The 15,481-nt window shown below is 68.7% G+C and carries 14 protein-coding genes; all 14 read left to right on the forward strand.

Translation table 11 applies throughout. From position 1 onward, the window contains the following. Positions 1-67: 67 nt before the first annotated feature. The 14 genes from ACWGO6_RS00495 (at position 68) to ACWGO6_RS00560 (ending at position 15,476) form a co-directional block, all read left to right on the forward strand. Positions 68-1,645 carry a Rieske 2Fe-2S domain-containing protein gene (locus ACWGO6_RS00495; RefSeq protein ID WP_136043952.1) on the forward strand — a complete coding sequence of 526 codons (1,578 nt, stop codon included), beginning with the start codon at positions 68-70 and terminating at the stop codon, positions 1,643-1,645. A gap of 38 nt (positions 1,646-1,683) precedes the next feature. Next, positions 1,684-1,941 carry a hypothetical protein gene (locus tag ACWGO6_RS00500; RefSeq protein ID WP_168429601.1) on the forward strand — a complete coding sequence of 86 codons (258 nt, stop codon included), beginning with the start codon at positions 1,684-1,686 and terminating at the stop codon, positions 1,939-1,941. After that, positions 1,938-2,318 carry a type II toxin-antitoxin system VapC family toxin gene (locus ACWGO6_RS00505; protein WP_168429602.1) on the forward strand — a complete coding sequence of 127 codons (381 nt, stop codon included), beginning with the start codon at positions 1,938-1,940 and terminating at the stop codon, positions 2,316-2,318. Before ACWGO6_RS00500 ends, ACWGO6_RS00505 begins: the two co-directional genes overlap by 4 nt. Positions 2,319-2,387: 69 nt before the next feature. Next, complete coding sequence (gene pyrR / locus ACWGO6_RS00510) at positions 2,388-2,918, forward strand: bifunctional pyr operon transcriptional regulator/uracil phosphoribosyltransferase PyrR (protein ID WP_136043950.1); 531 nt, start codon at positions 2,388-2,390, stop codon at positions 2,916-2,918. Beyond that, on the forward strand, positions 2,915-3,880 hold the full coding sequence (locus ACWGO6_RS00515; RefSeq protein ID WP_136043949.1) for an aspartate carbamoyltransferase catalytic subunit: 966 nt from the start codon (positions 2,915-2,917) through the stop codon (positions 3,878-3,880). The genes pyrR and ACWGO6_RS00515 overlap by 4 nt, the downstream gene beginning before the upstream one ends. Continuing rightward, on the forward strand, positions 3,877-5,181 hold the full coding sequence (locus ACWGO6_RS00520; protein ID WP_452325572.1) for a dihydroorotase: 1,305 nt from the start codon (positions 3,877-3,879) through the stop codon (positions 5,179-5,181). The genes ACWGO6_RS00515 and ACWGO6_RS00520 overlap by 4 nt, the downstream gene beginning before the upstream one ends. Continuing rightward, a complete protein-coding gene (locus ACWGO6_RS00525) occupies positions 5,178-5,690 on the forward strand; it encodes a PH-like domain-containing protein (protein ID WP_136043947.1) in 513 nt (170 codons plus the stop codon). Before ACWGO6_RS00520 ends, ACWGO6_RS00525 begins: the two co-directional genes overlap by 4 nt. Then, on the forward strand, positions 5,687-6,865 hold the full coding sequence (carA, locus tag ACWGO6_RS00530) for a glutamine-hydrolyzing carbamoyl-phosphate synthase small subunit (RefSeq protein WP_136043946.1): 1,179 nt from the start codon (positions 5,687-5,689) through the stop codon (positions 6,863-6,865). Before ACWGO6_RS00525 ends, carA begins: the two co-directional genes overlap by 4 nt. Further along, the gene (gene carB / locus ACWGO6_RS00535; protein ID WP_136043945.1) at positions 6,865-10,152 is read left to right on the forward strand and encodes a carbamoyl-phosphate synthase large subunit; all 3,288 of its coding nucleotides are present in this window, start codon (positions 6,865-6,867) and stop codon (positions 10,150-10,152) included. The genes carA and carB overlap by 1 nt, the downstream gene beginning before the upstream one ends. Beyond that, entirely contained in the window at positions 10,149-10,994 is an 846-nt protein-coding gene (gene pyrF, locus ACWGO6_RS00540; RefSeq protein ID WP_452325573.1) for an orotidine-5'-phosphate decarboxylase, read from the forward strand. The genes carB and pyrF overlap by 4 nt, the downstream gene beginning before the upstream one ends. After that, positions 10,987-11,898, forward strand: coding sequence for a guanylate kinase (gene gmk / locus ACWGO6_RS00545; RefSeq protein ID WP_452325574.1), 912 nt, complete (start codon positions 10,987-10,989; stop codon positions 11,896-11,898). Before pyrF ends, gmk begins: the two co-directional genes overlap by 8 nt. A gap of 66 nt (positions 11,899-11,964) precedes the next feature. Further along, complete coding sequence (rpoZ, locus tag ACWGO6_RS00550) at positions 11,965-12,219, forward strand: DNA-directed RNA polymerase subunit omega (protein WP_017204385.1); 255 nt, start codon at positions 11,965-11,967, stop codon at positions 12,217-12,219. Between the two features lie 88 nt (positions 12,220-12,307). Then, positions 12,308-13,501, forward strand: coding sequence for a methionine adenosyltransferase (metK, locus tag ACWGO6_RS00555; protein ID WP_452325575.1), 1,194 nt, complete (start codon positions 12,308-12,310; stop codon positions 13,499-13,501). 16 nt (positions 13,502-13,517) lie between these two features. Then, positions 13,518-15,476, forward strand: coding sequence for a primosomal protein N' family DNA-binding protein (locus ACWGO6_RS00560; protein WP_452325576.1), 1,959 nt, complete (start codon positions 13,518-13,520; stop codon positions 15,474-15,476). Positions 15,477-15,481: the final 5 nt, after the last annotated feature.

A 15,481-nucleotide genomic window follows, 5' to 3' on the forward strand; every position in this document is an offset into this window, starting at 1 on the left:
GCGAGGTCGACCGGTCCCACAGGGAGCCCTCGGTACAATCGAATGGTTCACTTTCGGGAGGAATGCAATGCGGATCACGGGACTCGGCCACGCCGGGATGTTCATCGAGACGTTGGGCGGGAACATCATCTGCGACCCGGTCCTCGGGCCGTCGTTCTACGGCTCCTGGTTCCCGTTCCCCGACAACCGCGGCCTCGACTGGGAGCGGTTCGGCCGCGAAGCCGACTTCCTCTGGATCTCGCACCGCCACCGCGACCACTTCGACCCGAAGCTGCTCGAGCGCTACATCCGCAAGGACATCGAGGTGCTGCTTCCGGAGTACCCGACCGATGACCTCGAGAAGGACATCCGGGCGCTCGGCTACACGAACATCACGTACGCACCGGCCGGTCAAGTGATCCAGCGCGGCGAGCTCAAGATGATGATCACGCCGCTGCGCGCGCCCAGCGACGGCCCGATCGGCGACTCTTCGCTGAGCGTCGACGACGGCACCGGCTCGGTGCTCAACCAGAACGACTCGCACCCGCTCGACCTCGAGAAGCTGCTCGACTTCGGCAAGCCCGATGCCTACTTCACCCAGGTGTCGGGTGCCATCTGGTGGCCCATGGTCTACGACCTGCCGCTCGACGCCAAGCAGAACTTCGCCCGACTCAAGCGCGAGGCGCAGAACAAGCGCGCCATGTACTACATCGAGAAGGTCGATGCCCCGCACGTCTTCCCGATGGCCGGCCCGCCCATGTTCCTCCGCGACGACCTCTTCGACTTCAACGGGCTCGGCAAGAACGGCGAATCGATCTTCACAGATCAGAAGCAGTTCCTCGCGCACATGAAGGAGCTCGCGCCGCAGTACGACGGCCAGCTGTTCATTCCCGGCACCGTGGTCACGGTCGACGGGGGAGCGGTCACGACCGAGCAGACCCTGTACACCGAGGCCGAGATCGCGCACATCTTCGATGAGAAGTGGGACTACCTCGAGGAACAGCGCGCGAGCCGTCAGCAGGAGATCCGCGACGAGGAGGCCTCTCGCGCCGAGATCATCCCGCCGGCGGAGATGCTCGAGGCGATCAAGAACTGGTGGGAGCCGCTGCTGAAGAAGTCCCGCACGATCCGACTCGGGGTCGGCGGCTGCGTGCGCTTCCGCATCGGCGAGCTCGACATGGTCGTGGACTTTCCGCGGGCCAAGGTCCGCGAGTATGCGGGCGAAGAGTGCGTGTACTGGTACACGATCCCCGCCGACCTCGTCTCGACCAACATCGTCGACCACGAGATCGACTGGTCGAACTCGATCTTCCTTTCCATGCAGTTCTCCGTGGGACGAAGCGGCAAGTTCAACGAGTTCCTCACCACGTTCCTCAAGTGCCTCTCGGTCGACCGCATCGAGTACGTCGAGAACTGGTACCAGGAGCAGACCGACCAGACGGAGGATGCCGAGATCGGCGACTGGGTCGTGCAGCGCCGCTGTCCGCACCTGCGCGCAGACCTCACCCGTACGGGAACGGTCGACGAAGACGGCATCCTCACGTGCAGCATGCACGACTGGAAGTGGGATCTGAAGACCGGGCGCTGCCTCTCCACCGCCGGTCACGCGATCCGCTCCTCGAAGATCGACGACGTCACCGACCCGGTACTGCAGGAGGCGAGCTGACCTGTACCACCTCGGCATTGCGGTGGTACTCCGACGGCATGCCCACAGCCTTGACGCGGATTCAGGTCACCCAGACCGCGCAGCTCCGAGATTCTGTGGAGCTCGCGGAGCAGGAGTGGCCCGGCCTGCCGAAGTCCGAACTCGTCGCGAGGCTGGCGGTGCTGGGCGCCGAGGCTCTCGCCAGCAGGCGTTCGGCAAAGCGGGCAGCGCGACGCGCCGCGCTGGAGGCGTCGAGAGGAACGGTCGCGTATCCACCGGGGTATCTCGAAGAACTCCGGAAGGACTGGCCGGAGTGATCGTGCTCGACGCCGGTGTGCTCATCGCGCACCTCTCGGTGGATGACATCCATCAGGACGCGGCGTTCGAGATCCTCGACACAGAGGAGGATCTGCTGATCCACCCGCTGACGCTGGCGGAAGCCCTGCTGCACCCCGCTCGCATGGGCACGGAACTCGCCGACCTCGCGAAGATCGATTCCCTCGGGCTCTTGCGGCGCGAGGAGACGGTGGACGAAGCGGTCCACATCGCACGTCTGCGAGCAGCATCGTCGCTGAAGCTGCCGGATTGCGCCGTCCTCGTCACAGCGGAAGAGTTCGGCGCCACGCTCGCCACCTTCGATCGTCGACTCGCGAGCGTGGCCCGCGAACGCGGCGTCGCTGTCGTGGGTGCCTGAAGGCTCCGATACACTGGCATGACAAGCAACCTTTAACACCGTCCTGTGAGGCGGAGAAGGGAGCGGCCGATGAGCATGCGCACCGTGCTGCACGAAGCCGACATCTCACGAGCGTTGACCCGTATCGCGCACGAGATCCTCGAATCCAATCGAGGCGCCGAGAACCTCGTCCTGCTGGGCATCCCGACCCGCGGAGTCACTCTCGCACATCGCCTCGGCCTGCTGATCAGCGAGATCGCACAACGGTCCGTCCCGGTCGGATCACTCGACGTCACGCTGTTCCGCGATGACCTCGCCAAGCACCCGACCCGATCCCCGCAGCCCACCGCGATCCCGGTCGGCGGCATCGACGGCAAGACGGTGGTGCTCGTCGACGACGTGCTCTTCTCCGGTCGCAGCATCCGGGCCGCACTCGACGCGATCCAGTCGATCGGCCGCCCCGCGGTCGTGCGCCTGGCGATCCTCGTCGATCGTGGGCACCGCGAGCTTCCGATCCGTCCCGACTTCATCGGCAAGAACATCCCCTCCGCCCGCACCGAGCGGGTCAACGTGCGTCTCTTCGAGAACGACGGCGCCGAGGAGGTGACGATCGGCGAATGAGACACCTCCTCGACACCCGCACGCTCGACCGAGCGTCCGCGTTGCGCGTCCTCGACGTCGCCGAAGACATGTCCGACACCCAGTCGCGCGAGGTCAAGAAGCTCCCGACACTGCGCGGTAAGACCGTCGTGAACCTCTTCTTCGAGGACTCGACTCGCACGCGCATCTCGTTCGAGGCCGCGGCTAAGCGCCTCTCCGCCGATGTCATCAACTTCGCTGCGAAAGGTTCGAGCGTCTCGAAGGGCGAGAGCCTGAAGGACACCGCGCAGACGCTCGAGGCCATCGGCGCCGATGCGGTCGTGGTGCGACACCCCGGCTCCGGTGCGCCGCAGACGCTCGCGACGAGCGGCTGGATCTCGGCCGGAGTCGTGAACGCCGGCGACGGCACGCACGAGCACCCGACCCAGGCGCTGCTCGATGCCTTCACGATCCGCAAGCGCCGCTTCGGCGCCGACAGCCGCGGCCAGGACCTGAGCGGGATGCGCGTCGTGATCGTCGGCGACGTCCTGCACTCGCGGGTCGCCCGCTCGAACGTCTGGCTGCTCACCACGCTCGGGGCCGAGGTCACCCTGGTGGCACCGCCGACGCTGGTTCCGCAGAACGTCTCGCTCTGGCCGGTGCGGGTCGTCTACGACCTCGATCAGGCCCTCGCGGACGAGCCGGACGCGGTGATGATGCTGCGCATCCAGCTGGAGCGGATGAACGCCGCGTATTTCCCGACTGAGCGGGAGTATTCCCGACGCTGGGGTCTGGACGCACGGCGTGTGGCCACTCTTCCGGGCGGTAGCATTGTGATGCACCCCGGACCCATGAACCGGGGACTGGAGATCTCCTCGGAAGCTGCCGATTCCCCCCGCTCGACGGTGCTGGAACAGGTGACGAACGGAGTGTCCGTCCGCATGGCGGTGCTGTACCTGCTGCTGGCAGGAGAACGAGACGACGAACGAGGGGGAGACCTGTGAGCGAGACCCTCGTCATCACCGGTGCGCAGCTGCTCGGTGCCGAGAGCGCCGACATCATCATCGAGGACGGTCGGATCGCTGAGATCGGCAGCGGGCTGAGCCGTTCGGGCGCTCGCGTCATCGACGCGGCGGGCCTCGTCGCGCTGCCGGGTCTGGTCGACCTGCACACCCACCTCCGCGAGCCCGGCTACGAGGCATCCGAGACGATCCTCACCGGCACGAAGGCCGCAGCCGCCGGTGGTTTCACGGCCGTCTTCGCCATGCCCAACACCTCACCGGTCGCCGACACCGCGGGCGTGGTCGAGCAGGAACTCGCGCTCGGCGAAGCGGCTGGCTACGCCACCGTGCAGCCCATCGGCGCGGTGACCGTCGGCCAGAAGGGCGAGCGCCTCGCGGAGCTGGGCGCGATGGCGACCTCGCGCGCGCAGGTCCGCGTCTTCAGCGACGACGGCTTCTGCGTGTTCGACCCGCTGATCATGCGCCGCGCGCTGGAGTACGTGAAGTCCTTCGGGGGCGTCATCGCCCAGCACGCGCAGGATCCCCGCCTCACCGAGGGCGCCCAGATGAACGAGGGCACCGTCTCGGCAGAACTGGGCCTCGCCGGCTGGCCCGCTGTCGCCGAGGAGTCGATCATCGCCCGCGACGTGCTGCTCGCCGAGCATGTCGGTTCGCGCCTGCACGTGTGCCACCTCTCGACCGCGGGCTCGGTGGACATCATCCGGTGGGCCAAGAAGCGCGGCATCGACGTGACGGCCGAGGTCACCCCGCACCACCTGCTGCTGACCGACGAGCTGGTGCGCGGATATGACGCACGTTTCAAGGTGAATCCTCCGCTGCGTCGCGAAGAGGACGTGCTCGCCGTGCGCGAGGGCCTCGCCGACGGCACGATCGACATCGTCGCCACCGACCACGCCCCGCACCCGAGCGAGCACAAGGCGTGCGAATGGCAGGCCGCCGCGAACGGCATGGTGGGCCTCGAGAGCGCACTGCGGGTCGTGCACCAGTCGATGGTGCAGACCGGGCTGCTCGAATGGTCCGACGTGGCACGCGTGATGAGCGCCACGCCGGCGCGCATCGGCCGGCTCGCCGGCCACGGCACGCCGCTGGAGGTCGGTCAGCCCGCCCAGATCACTCTGTACGACGCCTCCGTCGACGGCGTCTTCACGGAGGCGGATCTGCACGGTCGCAGCGTGAACTCGCCGTACCTCGGCCGCGCTCTTCCCGGACGCGTCGAGTACACGATCCACGGCGGCATCCTCACGGTCGACGGCGGCAGCGTCGTCGAGGAGCTTCGCGCATGAGCGCTCGGGACCTCGCCGTCGCGATCACGATCGCGGTCGCGCTCCTGGTGCTGCTCGCGATGCTGTTCGCCTGGCGACGACGAATCCGCCGCGACTCCGTGTTCACGGCCCCGCTGGGGGTTCCGGAGCACGCGGAGGTCTCCCGCCGCGACGAGGTGCTGTACGTGTCGACGACACGGCACGAGCAGCCGCTCGAGCGTCTGGCGGTCTCGCCTCTCGCGTACCGGGCCCGCGGTGAACTCGCCCTCACGGATCGCGGCATCGCCCTCTGCCTCGACGGCGCGCCGACGGTGTTCCTCGCGAACGCCCGGCTCGTGGCCGTCGACCGCGCAACCGTCACGATCGACCGGGTCGTCGAGCCCGGCGGCCTCGTGCGCATCGCCTGGAACATCGACGACGACACGATCGTCGACAGCTACCTGCGGCTCGCCACCGGCGACCCGCAGACACTCATCTCCGACCTGCAGCGGCTCGTCCCCGCCGCCCCCGACACAGGAGCAACGTCATGACACTCTCGACACCCCCCGGACAGGCCGCTGCGGCCCAGCTCCCCGATCCCGCCGTCCTCGTCCTGGAAGACGGCACCCGCCACACCGGACGCGCATACGGCGCCCGCGGCCGCACCCTGGGCGAGGTCGTCTTCGCGACCGGCATGTCCGGCTACCAGGAGACGATCACCGACCCCTCGTACGCGGGGCAGATCGTCCTGCAGACCGCGCCGCACATCGGCAACACCGGCATGAACGACGAGGACGCGGAATCCCGCCGCATCTGGGTCGCCGGCTACATCGTGCGCGACCCTTCGCGCGTGGTCTCCAATTGGCGTGCGAACGCCTCGCTCGACGACGTGCTCGTCGAAGACGGCGTCGTGGGCATCAGCGGCATCGACACCCGTTCGATCACCCGCCACATCCGCTCGGCCGGCTCCATGCGCGGCGGGATCTTCTCCGGCGCGGACGCCGCCCTCGATCCGGAAGAGCAGGTGCGCATCGTCCGGGAAGCGCCCGAGATGGCGGGTCGCAACCTCTCCGCCGAGGTCTCCGTCGACGTCGCGACCATCACGACGGCCATGGGGAACCGGATCGGCAACCTCGCCGTGCTCGACCTCGGTGTGAAGCAGGCGACGATCGACAACCTGGCCGCCCGCGGCTTCGAGGTGCACGTGCTCCCGCAGGACGTGACGATCGACGAGATCCGCGCGATCGACCCCGTCGCCGTCTTCTACTCGAACGGCCCCGGAGACCCGGCGGCCTCCAGTGACCACGTCGAACTGCTCCGCTCGGTGCTGGACGACGGCCTCCCGTTCTTCGGGATCTGCTTCGGCAACCAGCTGCTGGGTCGCGCGCTCGGCCTCGGCACCTACAAGCTGCCCTTCGGCCACCGCGGCATCAACCAGCCGGTGCTCGACAAGGAGACCGGGAAGGTCGAGATCACGGCCCACAACCACGGCTTCGCGGTCGAGGCGCCCCTGGAGGGCTCGTTCGACAGCCCGAACGGCTACGGCAAGGTCGAGGTCAGCCACGTCGGCCTCAACGACAACGTCGTGGAGGGACTCCGCGCCCTCGACATCCCCGCCTTCTCGGTGCAGTACCACCCCGAGGCGGCGGCCGGCCCGCACGACGCCAATTACCTCTTCGACAGGTTCCGCGACCTGGTCATCGCAAGCCAGAAGGACTCCAAGTAATGCCCAAGCGCGACGACATCAACTCCGTCCTCGTCATCGGCTCCGGCCCGATCGTCATCGGCCAGGCCTGCGAGTTCGACTACTCCGGCACCCAGGCGTGCCGCGTGCTCCGCGAGGAGGGCGTCCGGGTCATCCTGGTCAACTCCAACCCGGCCACCATCATGACCGACCCGGACTTCGCCGACGCGACGTACATCGAGCCGATCACGTGGCAGGTCATCGAGACGATCATCGCGAAGGAGCGCCCCGACGCGATCCTCCCGACGCTCGGTGGTCAGACCGCGCTGAACGCCGCGATCGAGCTGCACAACCACGGCATCCTGGAGAAGTACGACGTCGAGCTCATCGGCGCCAACTTCGAGGCGATCAACAAGGGCGAGGACCGCCAGATCTTCAAGCAGCTGGTCCTCGATGCCGGCGCCGACGTGGCGGACTCCCGCATCGCCCACACGATGGACGAGGTCCTGGCGGCCGCCGACGAGCTCGGCTACCCGCTGGTGGTCCGCCCGAGCTTCACGATGGGCGGCCTGGGCTCCGGGTTCGCGTACGACGAGAGCGACCTGCGTCGCATCGCCGGCGCGGGCCTGCGCGACTCACCCACGACCGAGGTGCTCCTGGAGGAGTCGATCCTCGGCTGGAAGGAGTACGAGCTCGAGCTCATGCGCGACACCGCCGACAACACGGTCGTGGTCTGCTCGATCGAGAACGTCGACCCGGTCGGCGTGCACACGGGTGACTCGATCACCGTCGCACCCGCGTTGACCCTCACCGACCGCGAGTACCAGAAGATGCGCGACATCGGCATCGACATCATCCGCGCCGTGGGCGTCGACACCGGCGGCTGCAACATCCAGTTCGCGGTTGACCCGTCGAACGGCCGCATCATCGTCATCGAGATGAACCCGCGCGTCTCGCGGTCCAGCGCTCTGGCGTCGAAGGCGACGGGATTCCCGATCGCGAAGCTCGCGGCCAAGCTGGCCCTGGGCTACCGTCTCGACGAGATCCCGAACGACATCACCGGTGTGACGCCGGCGAGCTTCGAGCCCACGCTCGACTACGTCGTCGTCAAGGTGCCGCGCTTCGCCTTCGAGAAGTTCCCGGCAGCCGACGCGACTCTGACCACCACCATGAAGTCGGTGGGCGAGGCGATGGCGATCGGCCGCAACTACGCGACCGCCCTCCAGAAGGCCCTGCGTTCTCTGGAGAAGCGCGGATCGAGCTTCCACTGGGGCGCCGAGGAGCGCTCGGTGGAGGAGCTGCTCGAGATCTCGAAGATCCCGACCGACGGTCGGATCGTGACGCTGCAGCAGGCCCTGCGCAAGGGCGCGACCGTCGAGCAGGCGTTCGATGCGACGGCCATCGACCCGTGGTTCCTCGACCAGATCGTGCTCATCAACGAGGTCGCCGAGATCGTGCGGACGGCTCCCGAGCTGGATGCCGCGACCCTCCGCTACGCCAAGGAGCACGGGTTCTCCGACGCGCAGCTCGCCGAGATCCGCGGCACGAACGAGGCAGAGGTGCGCGGCGTCCGCCACGGCCTCGGCATCCGCCCGGTGTACAAGACGGTCGACACCTGCGCCGGCGAGTTCCCGGCCCTGACGCCGTACCACTACTCGAGCTACGACTTCGAGACCGAGGTCGCGCCGTCCGAGCGGACCAAGGTCGTCATCATCGGATCGGGCCCGAACCGCATCGGTCAGGGTGTGGAGTTCGACTACTCCTGCGTGCACGCCTCGTTTGCGTTGTCGGACGCCGGGTTCGAGACCGTGATGGTCAACTGCAACCCGGAGACCGTGTCGACCGACTACGACACCTCCGACCGCCTGTACTTCGAGCCGCTGACGCTCGAAGACGTGCTGGAGGTTCTGGACGCGGAGGCGGCGAGCGGAACGATCCTCGGAGTCGTGTGCCAGCTGGGCGGTCAGACGCCGCTCGGGCTCGCGAAGGGCATCGAAGCGGCGGGTTACACGGTGCTCGGCACCAGCCCCGAGGCGATCGACCTGGCCGAGGAGCGCGAGCTCTTCTCCCGTCTGCTCGACGACGCAGGTCTCGTCGCGCCGCGCAACGGCACCGCGATCGACGTCCAGGGCGCAGTGCGCATCGCCGAGGAGATCGGCTACCCGGTGCTGGTGCGCCCGAGCTTCGTCCTCGGCGGCCGGGGCATGGAGATCGTCTACGACACCGCATCGCTGCGTGACTACTTCGTGCGCACCGCGGGCGAGGTCGTGATCGAGGAGGGCAAGCCGCTTCTGGTCGACCGCTTCCTCGACGATGCGATCGAGCTCGACGTGGACGCACTCTACGACGGCACCGATCTGTACATCGGCGGCGTCATGGAGCACCTGGAAGAGGCGGGCATCCACTCGGGCGACTCCAGCTGCACGCTGCCGCCGGTCTCGCTCGGCCGCACCGACGTCGACCGCGTGCGTGAGGCCACCCTCGCGATCGCGAAGGGCGTCGGCGTGCGCGGACTACTGAACGTGCAGTTCGCCATCAGTGCCGGCGTGCTCTACGTCATCGAGGCGAACCCTCGCGCCAGCCGCACCGTGCCGTTCGTGTCGAAGGCTCTCGGCATCCCGATGGCCAAGGCGGCCAGCCGCATCATGACTGGATCCACGGTCGCCGAGCTGCGCGCCGAGGGCATGCTCCCTGAGCAGGACGGATCCCGCGTGCCTCTCGACGCCCCGGTGTCGGTCAAGGAGGCCGTGCTCCCGTTCAAGCGGTTCCGCACCGCAGACGGCAAGACGGTCGACTCCATCCTCGGACCGGAGATGCGCTCGACCGGAGAGGTCATGGGCATCGACCGCGACTTCCCGACGGCTTTCGCGAAGAGCCAGGCAGCGGCCTACGGTGGCATGCCCACCTCGGGAACCGTGTTCATCTCGGTCGCCGACTCGGACAAGCGCGCCGTGATCCTGCCCGCGCACCGTCTGCAGCAGTTGGGCTTCAACATCGTCGCGACCGAGGGCACCGCCGAGATCCTCTCCCGCAACGGCATCGCCGTGACCCTGGTCGAGAAGTACAGCGCGACGCAGGAGTCGGGGGCGAAGAACATCGTCGACCTCATCAACGAGGGAGCGATCGACATCGTCGTGAACACCCCGTCGGGTGGGGCCGCTCGTGCCGACGGCTATGAGATCCGTGCGGCGGCCGTCGCCGCGGACAAGGCCCTGTTCACGACCATGGCCGTGCTCGGCGCAGCCGTGAGCGGCATGGATGCGGCCCACGAGGGCTTCCAGGTGAAGAGCCTGCAGGAGTACGCGCTGGACCGGAAGGCGGCACTGTGAGCGAACGCTTCGGCGAGCGGGTCCGCGCGGCATTGCACGCGCGCGGACCGCTCTGCGTCGGCATCGACCCCCACGCCGCGCTGCTCGCGGCGTGGGGGCTGACCGACGACGCGCAGGGCCTGCGTGAGTTCGGTCTGCGCACGGTCGAGGCTGCTTCCGGGCGGGTAGGCATCGTCAAGCCGCAGGTCTCGTTCTTCGAGCGTTTCGGTTCGCAGGGCATCGCTGCGCTCGAGGACGTCCTCGCGGCAGCGCGTGCCGCCAGCCTCCTCGTGATCGCCGACGCCAAGCGGGGCGACATCGGATCGACGATGGATGACTATGCGCGTGCGTGGCTCACCCCGGGTTCCCCGCTCGAAGCCGACGCGCTCACGGTCAACCCGTTCCTCGGCGTCGGCGCTCTCGACGGAGCATTCGCGCTGGCCGCCGACCACGGCAAGGGGCTCTTCGTGCTAGCCGCGACCAGCAACCCGGAAGCCGAGTCCCTCCAGCGGTCCGTGAACGCGTCCGGCGACACGGTGTCCGCCGCGGTCATCGCCGAGGTGACCGCCCGCAACGTCGAGTCGTCGCCGGCACGGGAGTGGGGCAGCTTCGGCTTCGTCATCGGTGCGACGGTCGACTGGGCTCTGGCGGGAATCTCCGCATTCACTCCGGCCGCCCCCATCCTCGCCCCGGGCTTCGGTGCGCAGGGAGCGACGCCGGCAGACCTCCGCGCCCGCTTCGGCGCGATGACCGACGCGGTGATCGCGAGCGAGAGCCGCAGCTTGCTCTCCGCCGGTCCCGTCGACCTGGCCGAGGCGATCACCGCACGCGCCGCCGAGTACCTCGAGGTGGCCGGTGTCTGACGCGCAGCGCACGGTTCCCGAGGTCGACAGGGCCGCGGCGGCACGACGCGCCGTGGAGCGCCGACGCGCCAGGGCTTCGGTCAAGCGCGACCTCACGATGCGGGTGGTGACCCCGCAGACGGTGCTGCATCGAGCCACGGCGGACGCCGACTCGGTCGAGGGCTCGATGCGCATCACCGATTTCCTGCTCGCTCTCCCCGCGATCGGGGCCGGCAAGCGCGACCGCGTGCTGGACGAGCTGCAGATCTCGCCCGTGAAGCGCCTCGGTGGGCTCGGAGCTCGGCAGCGCCGAGTGCTGGAGGAGTGGCTCGACTCACGTTTCCCGGTGCCGACCCCGCGCGGTGCACGCAGCCGCCTGCTGGTGCTCGCCGGACCCACCGCCGTGGGCAAGGGCACCGTCGCCGCGCACATCCGCGAGCACAACCCGGAGATCCACCTGTCGGTGTCGGCGACCACGCGGCCTCCGCGCCCGGGCGAGATCGACGGCGTGCACTACTACTTCGTGGACGACGCGGAGTTCGACCGGCTGATCGCCGAGGACGAGCTCCTCGAGTACGCCGTGGTCCACAACCGCTCCCGTTATGGAACGCCCCGTGCGCCGATCGACACCGCGCTGGCCGCGGGCAAGACCGTCCTGCTCGAGATCGATCTGCAGGGCGCACGTCAGGTGCGGGCCGCAGAACCGGCCGCGACACTCATCTTCCTACTGCCTCCGAGCTGGGACGAGCTGGTGCATCGGCTGGTCGGCCGCGGTACCGAGGATGCCGAGGAGCGCGCCCGCCGATTGCGCACCGCGAAGGGCGAACTCGCCGCTCAGAACGAGTTCGATCACCTCATCGTGAACGAGGACGTCGCCACTGCGGCCCGCGAGGTCGTAGAATTGTCTTCAAGCTCTGCGCGCTGAGCGTCTTCGCGCGCCATTTCGCACCGACTTCGCGACGATCCCGTCGCCTGACCAGGAGGTCTCACCATGGCCGGACACAACAACGGCATCATCGATCCCCCCATCGACAACCTGCTCGACCGCGTCGACTCCAAGTACGAGCTCGTCATCTACGCCGCGAAGCGCGCGCGCCAGATCAACGACTACTACTCGGACCTGCACGAGGGCAACCTGTTCGACAACGTGGGTCCGCTGGTCGACTCCTCCGTCGAGGACAAGCCGCTCACCATCGCGCTGCACGAGATCAACGAGGACAAGCTCCGCCTGCGTCACGCAGAGTGATATTCGAGGCCGCGCCTCCCTTCTGTCGGAGGCGCGGTCCAGAATGGGTGCAACACCCTCCCTCTGTCCATCCCGTTCTGGAGTTTCGATGAGCGCCCTGCGTCTGTTCACGTCCGAGTCCGTCACCGAAGGGCACCCGGACAAGATCTGCGATCAGATCTCAGACAGCATCCTCGACGGGCTCCTCGCCAAAGACAGAGGCTCCCGCGTCGCGGTCGAGACGCTCGTCACGACGGGCCTCGTGCACGTCGCCGGCGAGATCCGCACCGACGCCTACGTCGACATCCCCACGATCGTCCGCCAGGTCGTGAACGGCATCGGCTACACGTCCAGTGAGACCGGCTTCGACGGCGACTCCTGCGGTGTCAGCGTCTCGGTGGGCGAGCAGTCGACCGACATCGCCCACGGCGTCGACAGCGCTCAGGAGCATCGCGACGGATCGTCCGTGGACCCGCTCGACGCCCTCGGCGCGGGCGACCAGGGCATCATGTTCGGCTTCGCGACGAACGAGACGCCGCAGCTCATGCCGATGGCTGCCTGGACCGCGCACCGGCTCGCCGAGCGGCTGACCGAGGTGCGCCGCTCCGGCGTGCTGCCGTTCCTGCGGCCCGACGGCAAGACGCAGGTGACGCTCGGCTACGACGGCTTCACGCCGAAGACCGTCGATGCCGTCGTGGTCTCGACCCAGCATCACCCCGACATCTCGCAGGAAGACCTCCAGGCTCAGGTTCGCCAGCACGTGATCGATCCCGTGCTCGCCACGACCGGCCTCGACCTCGACGACGTCACCCTCTACATCAATCCGGCCGGCCCCTTCGTCACTGGTGGCCCCAAGGGAGACGCCGGGCTCACCGGCCGCAAGATCATCATCGACACCTACGGCGGAGCCTCCCGCCACGGCGGGGGAGCCTTCAGCGGGAAAGACCCGTCGAAGGTCGACCGCTCCGGCGCCTACGCGACCCGATGGGTGGCGAAGAACGCGGTGGCGGCGGGGCTCGCAGACCGCCTCGAGGTGCAGATCGCCTATGCGATCGGCGTCGCGCGTCCGGTCGGCCTCTACGTCGAGACGTTCGGCACCGGAAAGGTGTCCGACGAGGTCATCACGCAGGCGATCACCTCAGTGTTCGATCTGCGCCCGCAGGCGATCATCGAGCAGCTCGATCTGCTGCGCCCGATCTACGCCCAGACGGCCGCGTACGGCCATTTCGGTCGCGAACTCCCCGACTTCACCTGGGAGCGGACGGATCGCGTCGAAGAGCTGCGCCGCGCTGCCGGGCTCTGACGGGACCGCGGCCCTGATGCCTGCCGAGAGCCGGCGCATCGCGCGCGTGCTCCTCGATTCACCTCTGCCCCAACTCGATCGGCTCTTCGACTACGCGCTCTCCGCGGAACTGGGGGATGTGCCGCTCGGAGTCCGCGTCCGAGTGCCGCTGCGCACCGCCGGGCGCGTGATCGACGGCTACATCGTCGAGATCGACACCGAAGACGACGCCGACCGCCCGCTCTCCGAGGTCGAGAGCGTCGTGTCCGAGGTCGCCGTGCTTCCGGAGCGCCTGCACACCCTCGCCCGCCGCGTGGCGGACCGTGCGGCAGGATCGGCGTCCGACGTGCTGCGCCTCGTGATCCCCAAGCGCCAGGTGCGCGTCGAGAAGGCGTGGACCGCCGACACCCCGGTCGAGACACCGGATGCCGAGGCGCGCGAGGCGGCGGAGAGCACTGTCGGACTGTACGAAGGCCTCGGCGCCGTCCTCGACACGGGCGGTCGCGCCGCGGTGGAGGCGATACCCCAGCTCGTCGACGGTGCGCAGGGGTGGGCTCGACTGCTGGCATCGTCCGCAGCCCGGATGCTCGCCGCGGGGAAGTCATCGATCATCGTCGTCCCCGACAGTCGTGATCTCGACCGGCTCCTCGCTGCGCTCGACACTCTCGTCCCTCCCGGAGCGGTCGTGCGTCACGACTCCCGGCAGACGAACCCCGATCGCTACCGCGGATTCCTGCGCACGCTCGAGGACGCCCCGTGCATCGTGGTGGGCAACCGTTCGGCGGTGTACTCCCCGGTCGTGGCGGGGCTGGTCGCGATCTGGGACGACGGTGATCCGCTTCTGGGGGAGCCATTGGCCCCGTACGTCAACGCGCGAGACGCGGCTCTCCTCCGCCAGGAGCTCGAGGGGTCGGCGCTGCTCTTCACCGGCCACACGCGGACGACCGATGTGGAAAGGCTCGTCGTCATCGGCTGGCTGCAGGATGTCCGGGCAGTGCGTCGCGTGCTCCCGCGTGTCGTGCTCAGCACACCGCAGGAGATGGAGCAGCCGACGGCCCAGCGGATGCCGTCCTCCGCATTTCTCGCTGCCCGCACCGCGGCGGCTGAAGGACCGGTGCTCGTCCAGGTCTCGCGTCCTGGTTTCTCTCCGTCACTGGTGTGCGCCGAGTGCCGGGCGCCGGCGCGATGTGCCCACTGCGGTGGCCCACTCGGCGCGAAGCACCGTGGTGCCGTGCCGGTGTGCGGCTGGTGCGGCCGCGCCGCCAGCGCCTGGACGTGTCCTGCCTGCTCCTCGACCAAGCTGAGACTCGCCTCCTCGGGGAGCGAGCGCACCGCCGACGAGCTCGGGCGCGCGTTCCCGGGGGTACGGGTGATCGTGGCCGACGGCGCGCACCCGGTCGAACACGTGCCGGCCAAACCCGCGCTGGTGGTCGCGACCAGAGGCGCCGAGCCGATCGCCGAGGGCGGGTACCGTGCGGTCGTGCTGCTCGACGGCCCTCGAATGCTCCAGGCGCCCGATCTCCGTGTCGCGGAGTCGTGTCTGCGCTGGTGGTCGAACGCGGCCGCGCTGGCCGCACCCGGCGCGCCCATCCACCTGGTCGGGGTGAACGGGGCGGCGGCGAAGGCGTTCGCGACGTGGAACCAGGCGGGCCATGCCCGCTCGGAACTGGAGAGTCGGGCACCGCTGCACATGCCCCCGACGACCAGGGTCGCTCTGGTGCAGGGCTCGGTTCCGGCGGTCGCCAACGCCCTCGCCGCGCTCACCGAGCTCGCCCTGCCCGCCGACGCGGTGCTCGGCCCTGTCCCCGTCGAGTCCGATGACATCCCGCCACGGGTGCGAGCGCTCGTGAGGTTCGACTACGGCTCGGGCGCTCGCGTCGCGACGGCCCTGCGCGCGGCCGTCGTCGCCGAAGCGGTGAGCGGCCGTCGTCGAAAGGGGCGTGCGACCAAGAGCACGCTCTCCGTCCGCCTCGATATCCTCGAACCAGAGCTCTGACCCAT

The organism is Microbacterium sp. NPDC055665 (genome assembly GCF_053618035.1).

What these genes read in the sequence shown, in the direction of transcription:
- pyrR (WP_136043950.1), top strand. Translation starts at nt 2,388, where the DNA reads ATGAGCATGCGCACCGTGCTGCACGAAGCCGACATCTCACGAGCGTTG.
- carA (WP_136043946.1), top strand. Translation starts at nt 5,687, where the DNA reads ATGACACTCTCGACACCCCCCGGACAGGCCGCTGCGGCCCAGCTCCCC.
- ACWGO6_RS00495 (WP_136043952.1), top strand. Translation starts at nt 68, where the DNA reads ATGCGGATCACGGGACTCGGCCACGCCGGGATGTTCATCGAGACGTTG.
- rpoZ (WP_017204385.1), top strand. Translation starts at nt 11,965, where the DNA reads ATGGCCGGACACAACAACGGCATCATCGATCCCCCCATCGACAACCTG.
- carB (WP_136043945.1), top strand. Translation starts at nt 6,865, where the DNA reads ATGCCCAAGCGCGACGACATCAACTCCGTCCTCGTCATCGGCTCCGGC.
- ACWGO6_RS00525 (WP_136043947.1), top strand. Translation starts at nt 5,178, where the DNA reads ATGAGCGCTCGGGACCTCGCCGTCGCGATCACGATCGCGGTCGCGCTC.
- ACWGO6_RS00560 (WP_452325576.1), top strand. Translation starts at nt 13,518, where the DNA reads ATGCCTGCCGAGAGCCGGCGCATCGCGCGCGTGCTCCTCGATTCACCT.
- ACWGO6_RS00515 (WP_136043949.1), top strand. Translation starts at nt 2,915, where the DNA reads ATGAGACACCTCCTCGACACCCGCACGCTCGACCGAGCGTCCGCGTTG.
- ACWGO6_RS00500 (WP_168429601.1), top strand. Translation starts at nt 1,684, where the DNA reads ATGCCCACAGCCTTGACGCGGATTCAGGTCACCCAGACCGCGCAGCTC.
- metK (WP_452325575.1), top strand. Translation starts at nt 12,308, where the DNA reads ATGAGCGCCCTGCGTCTGTTCACGTCCGAGTCCGTCACCGAAGGGCAC.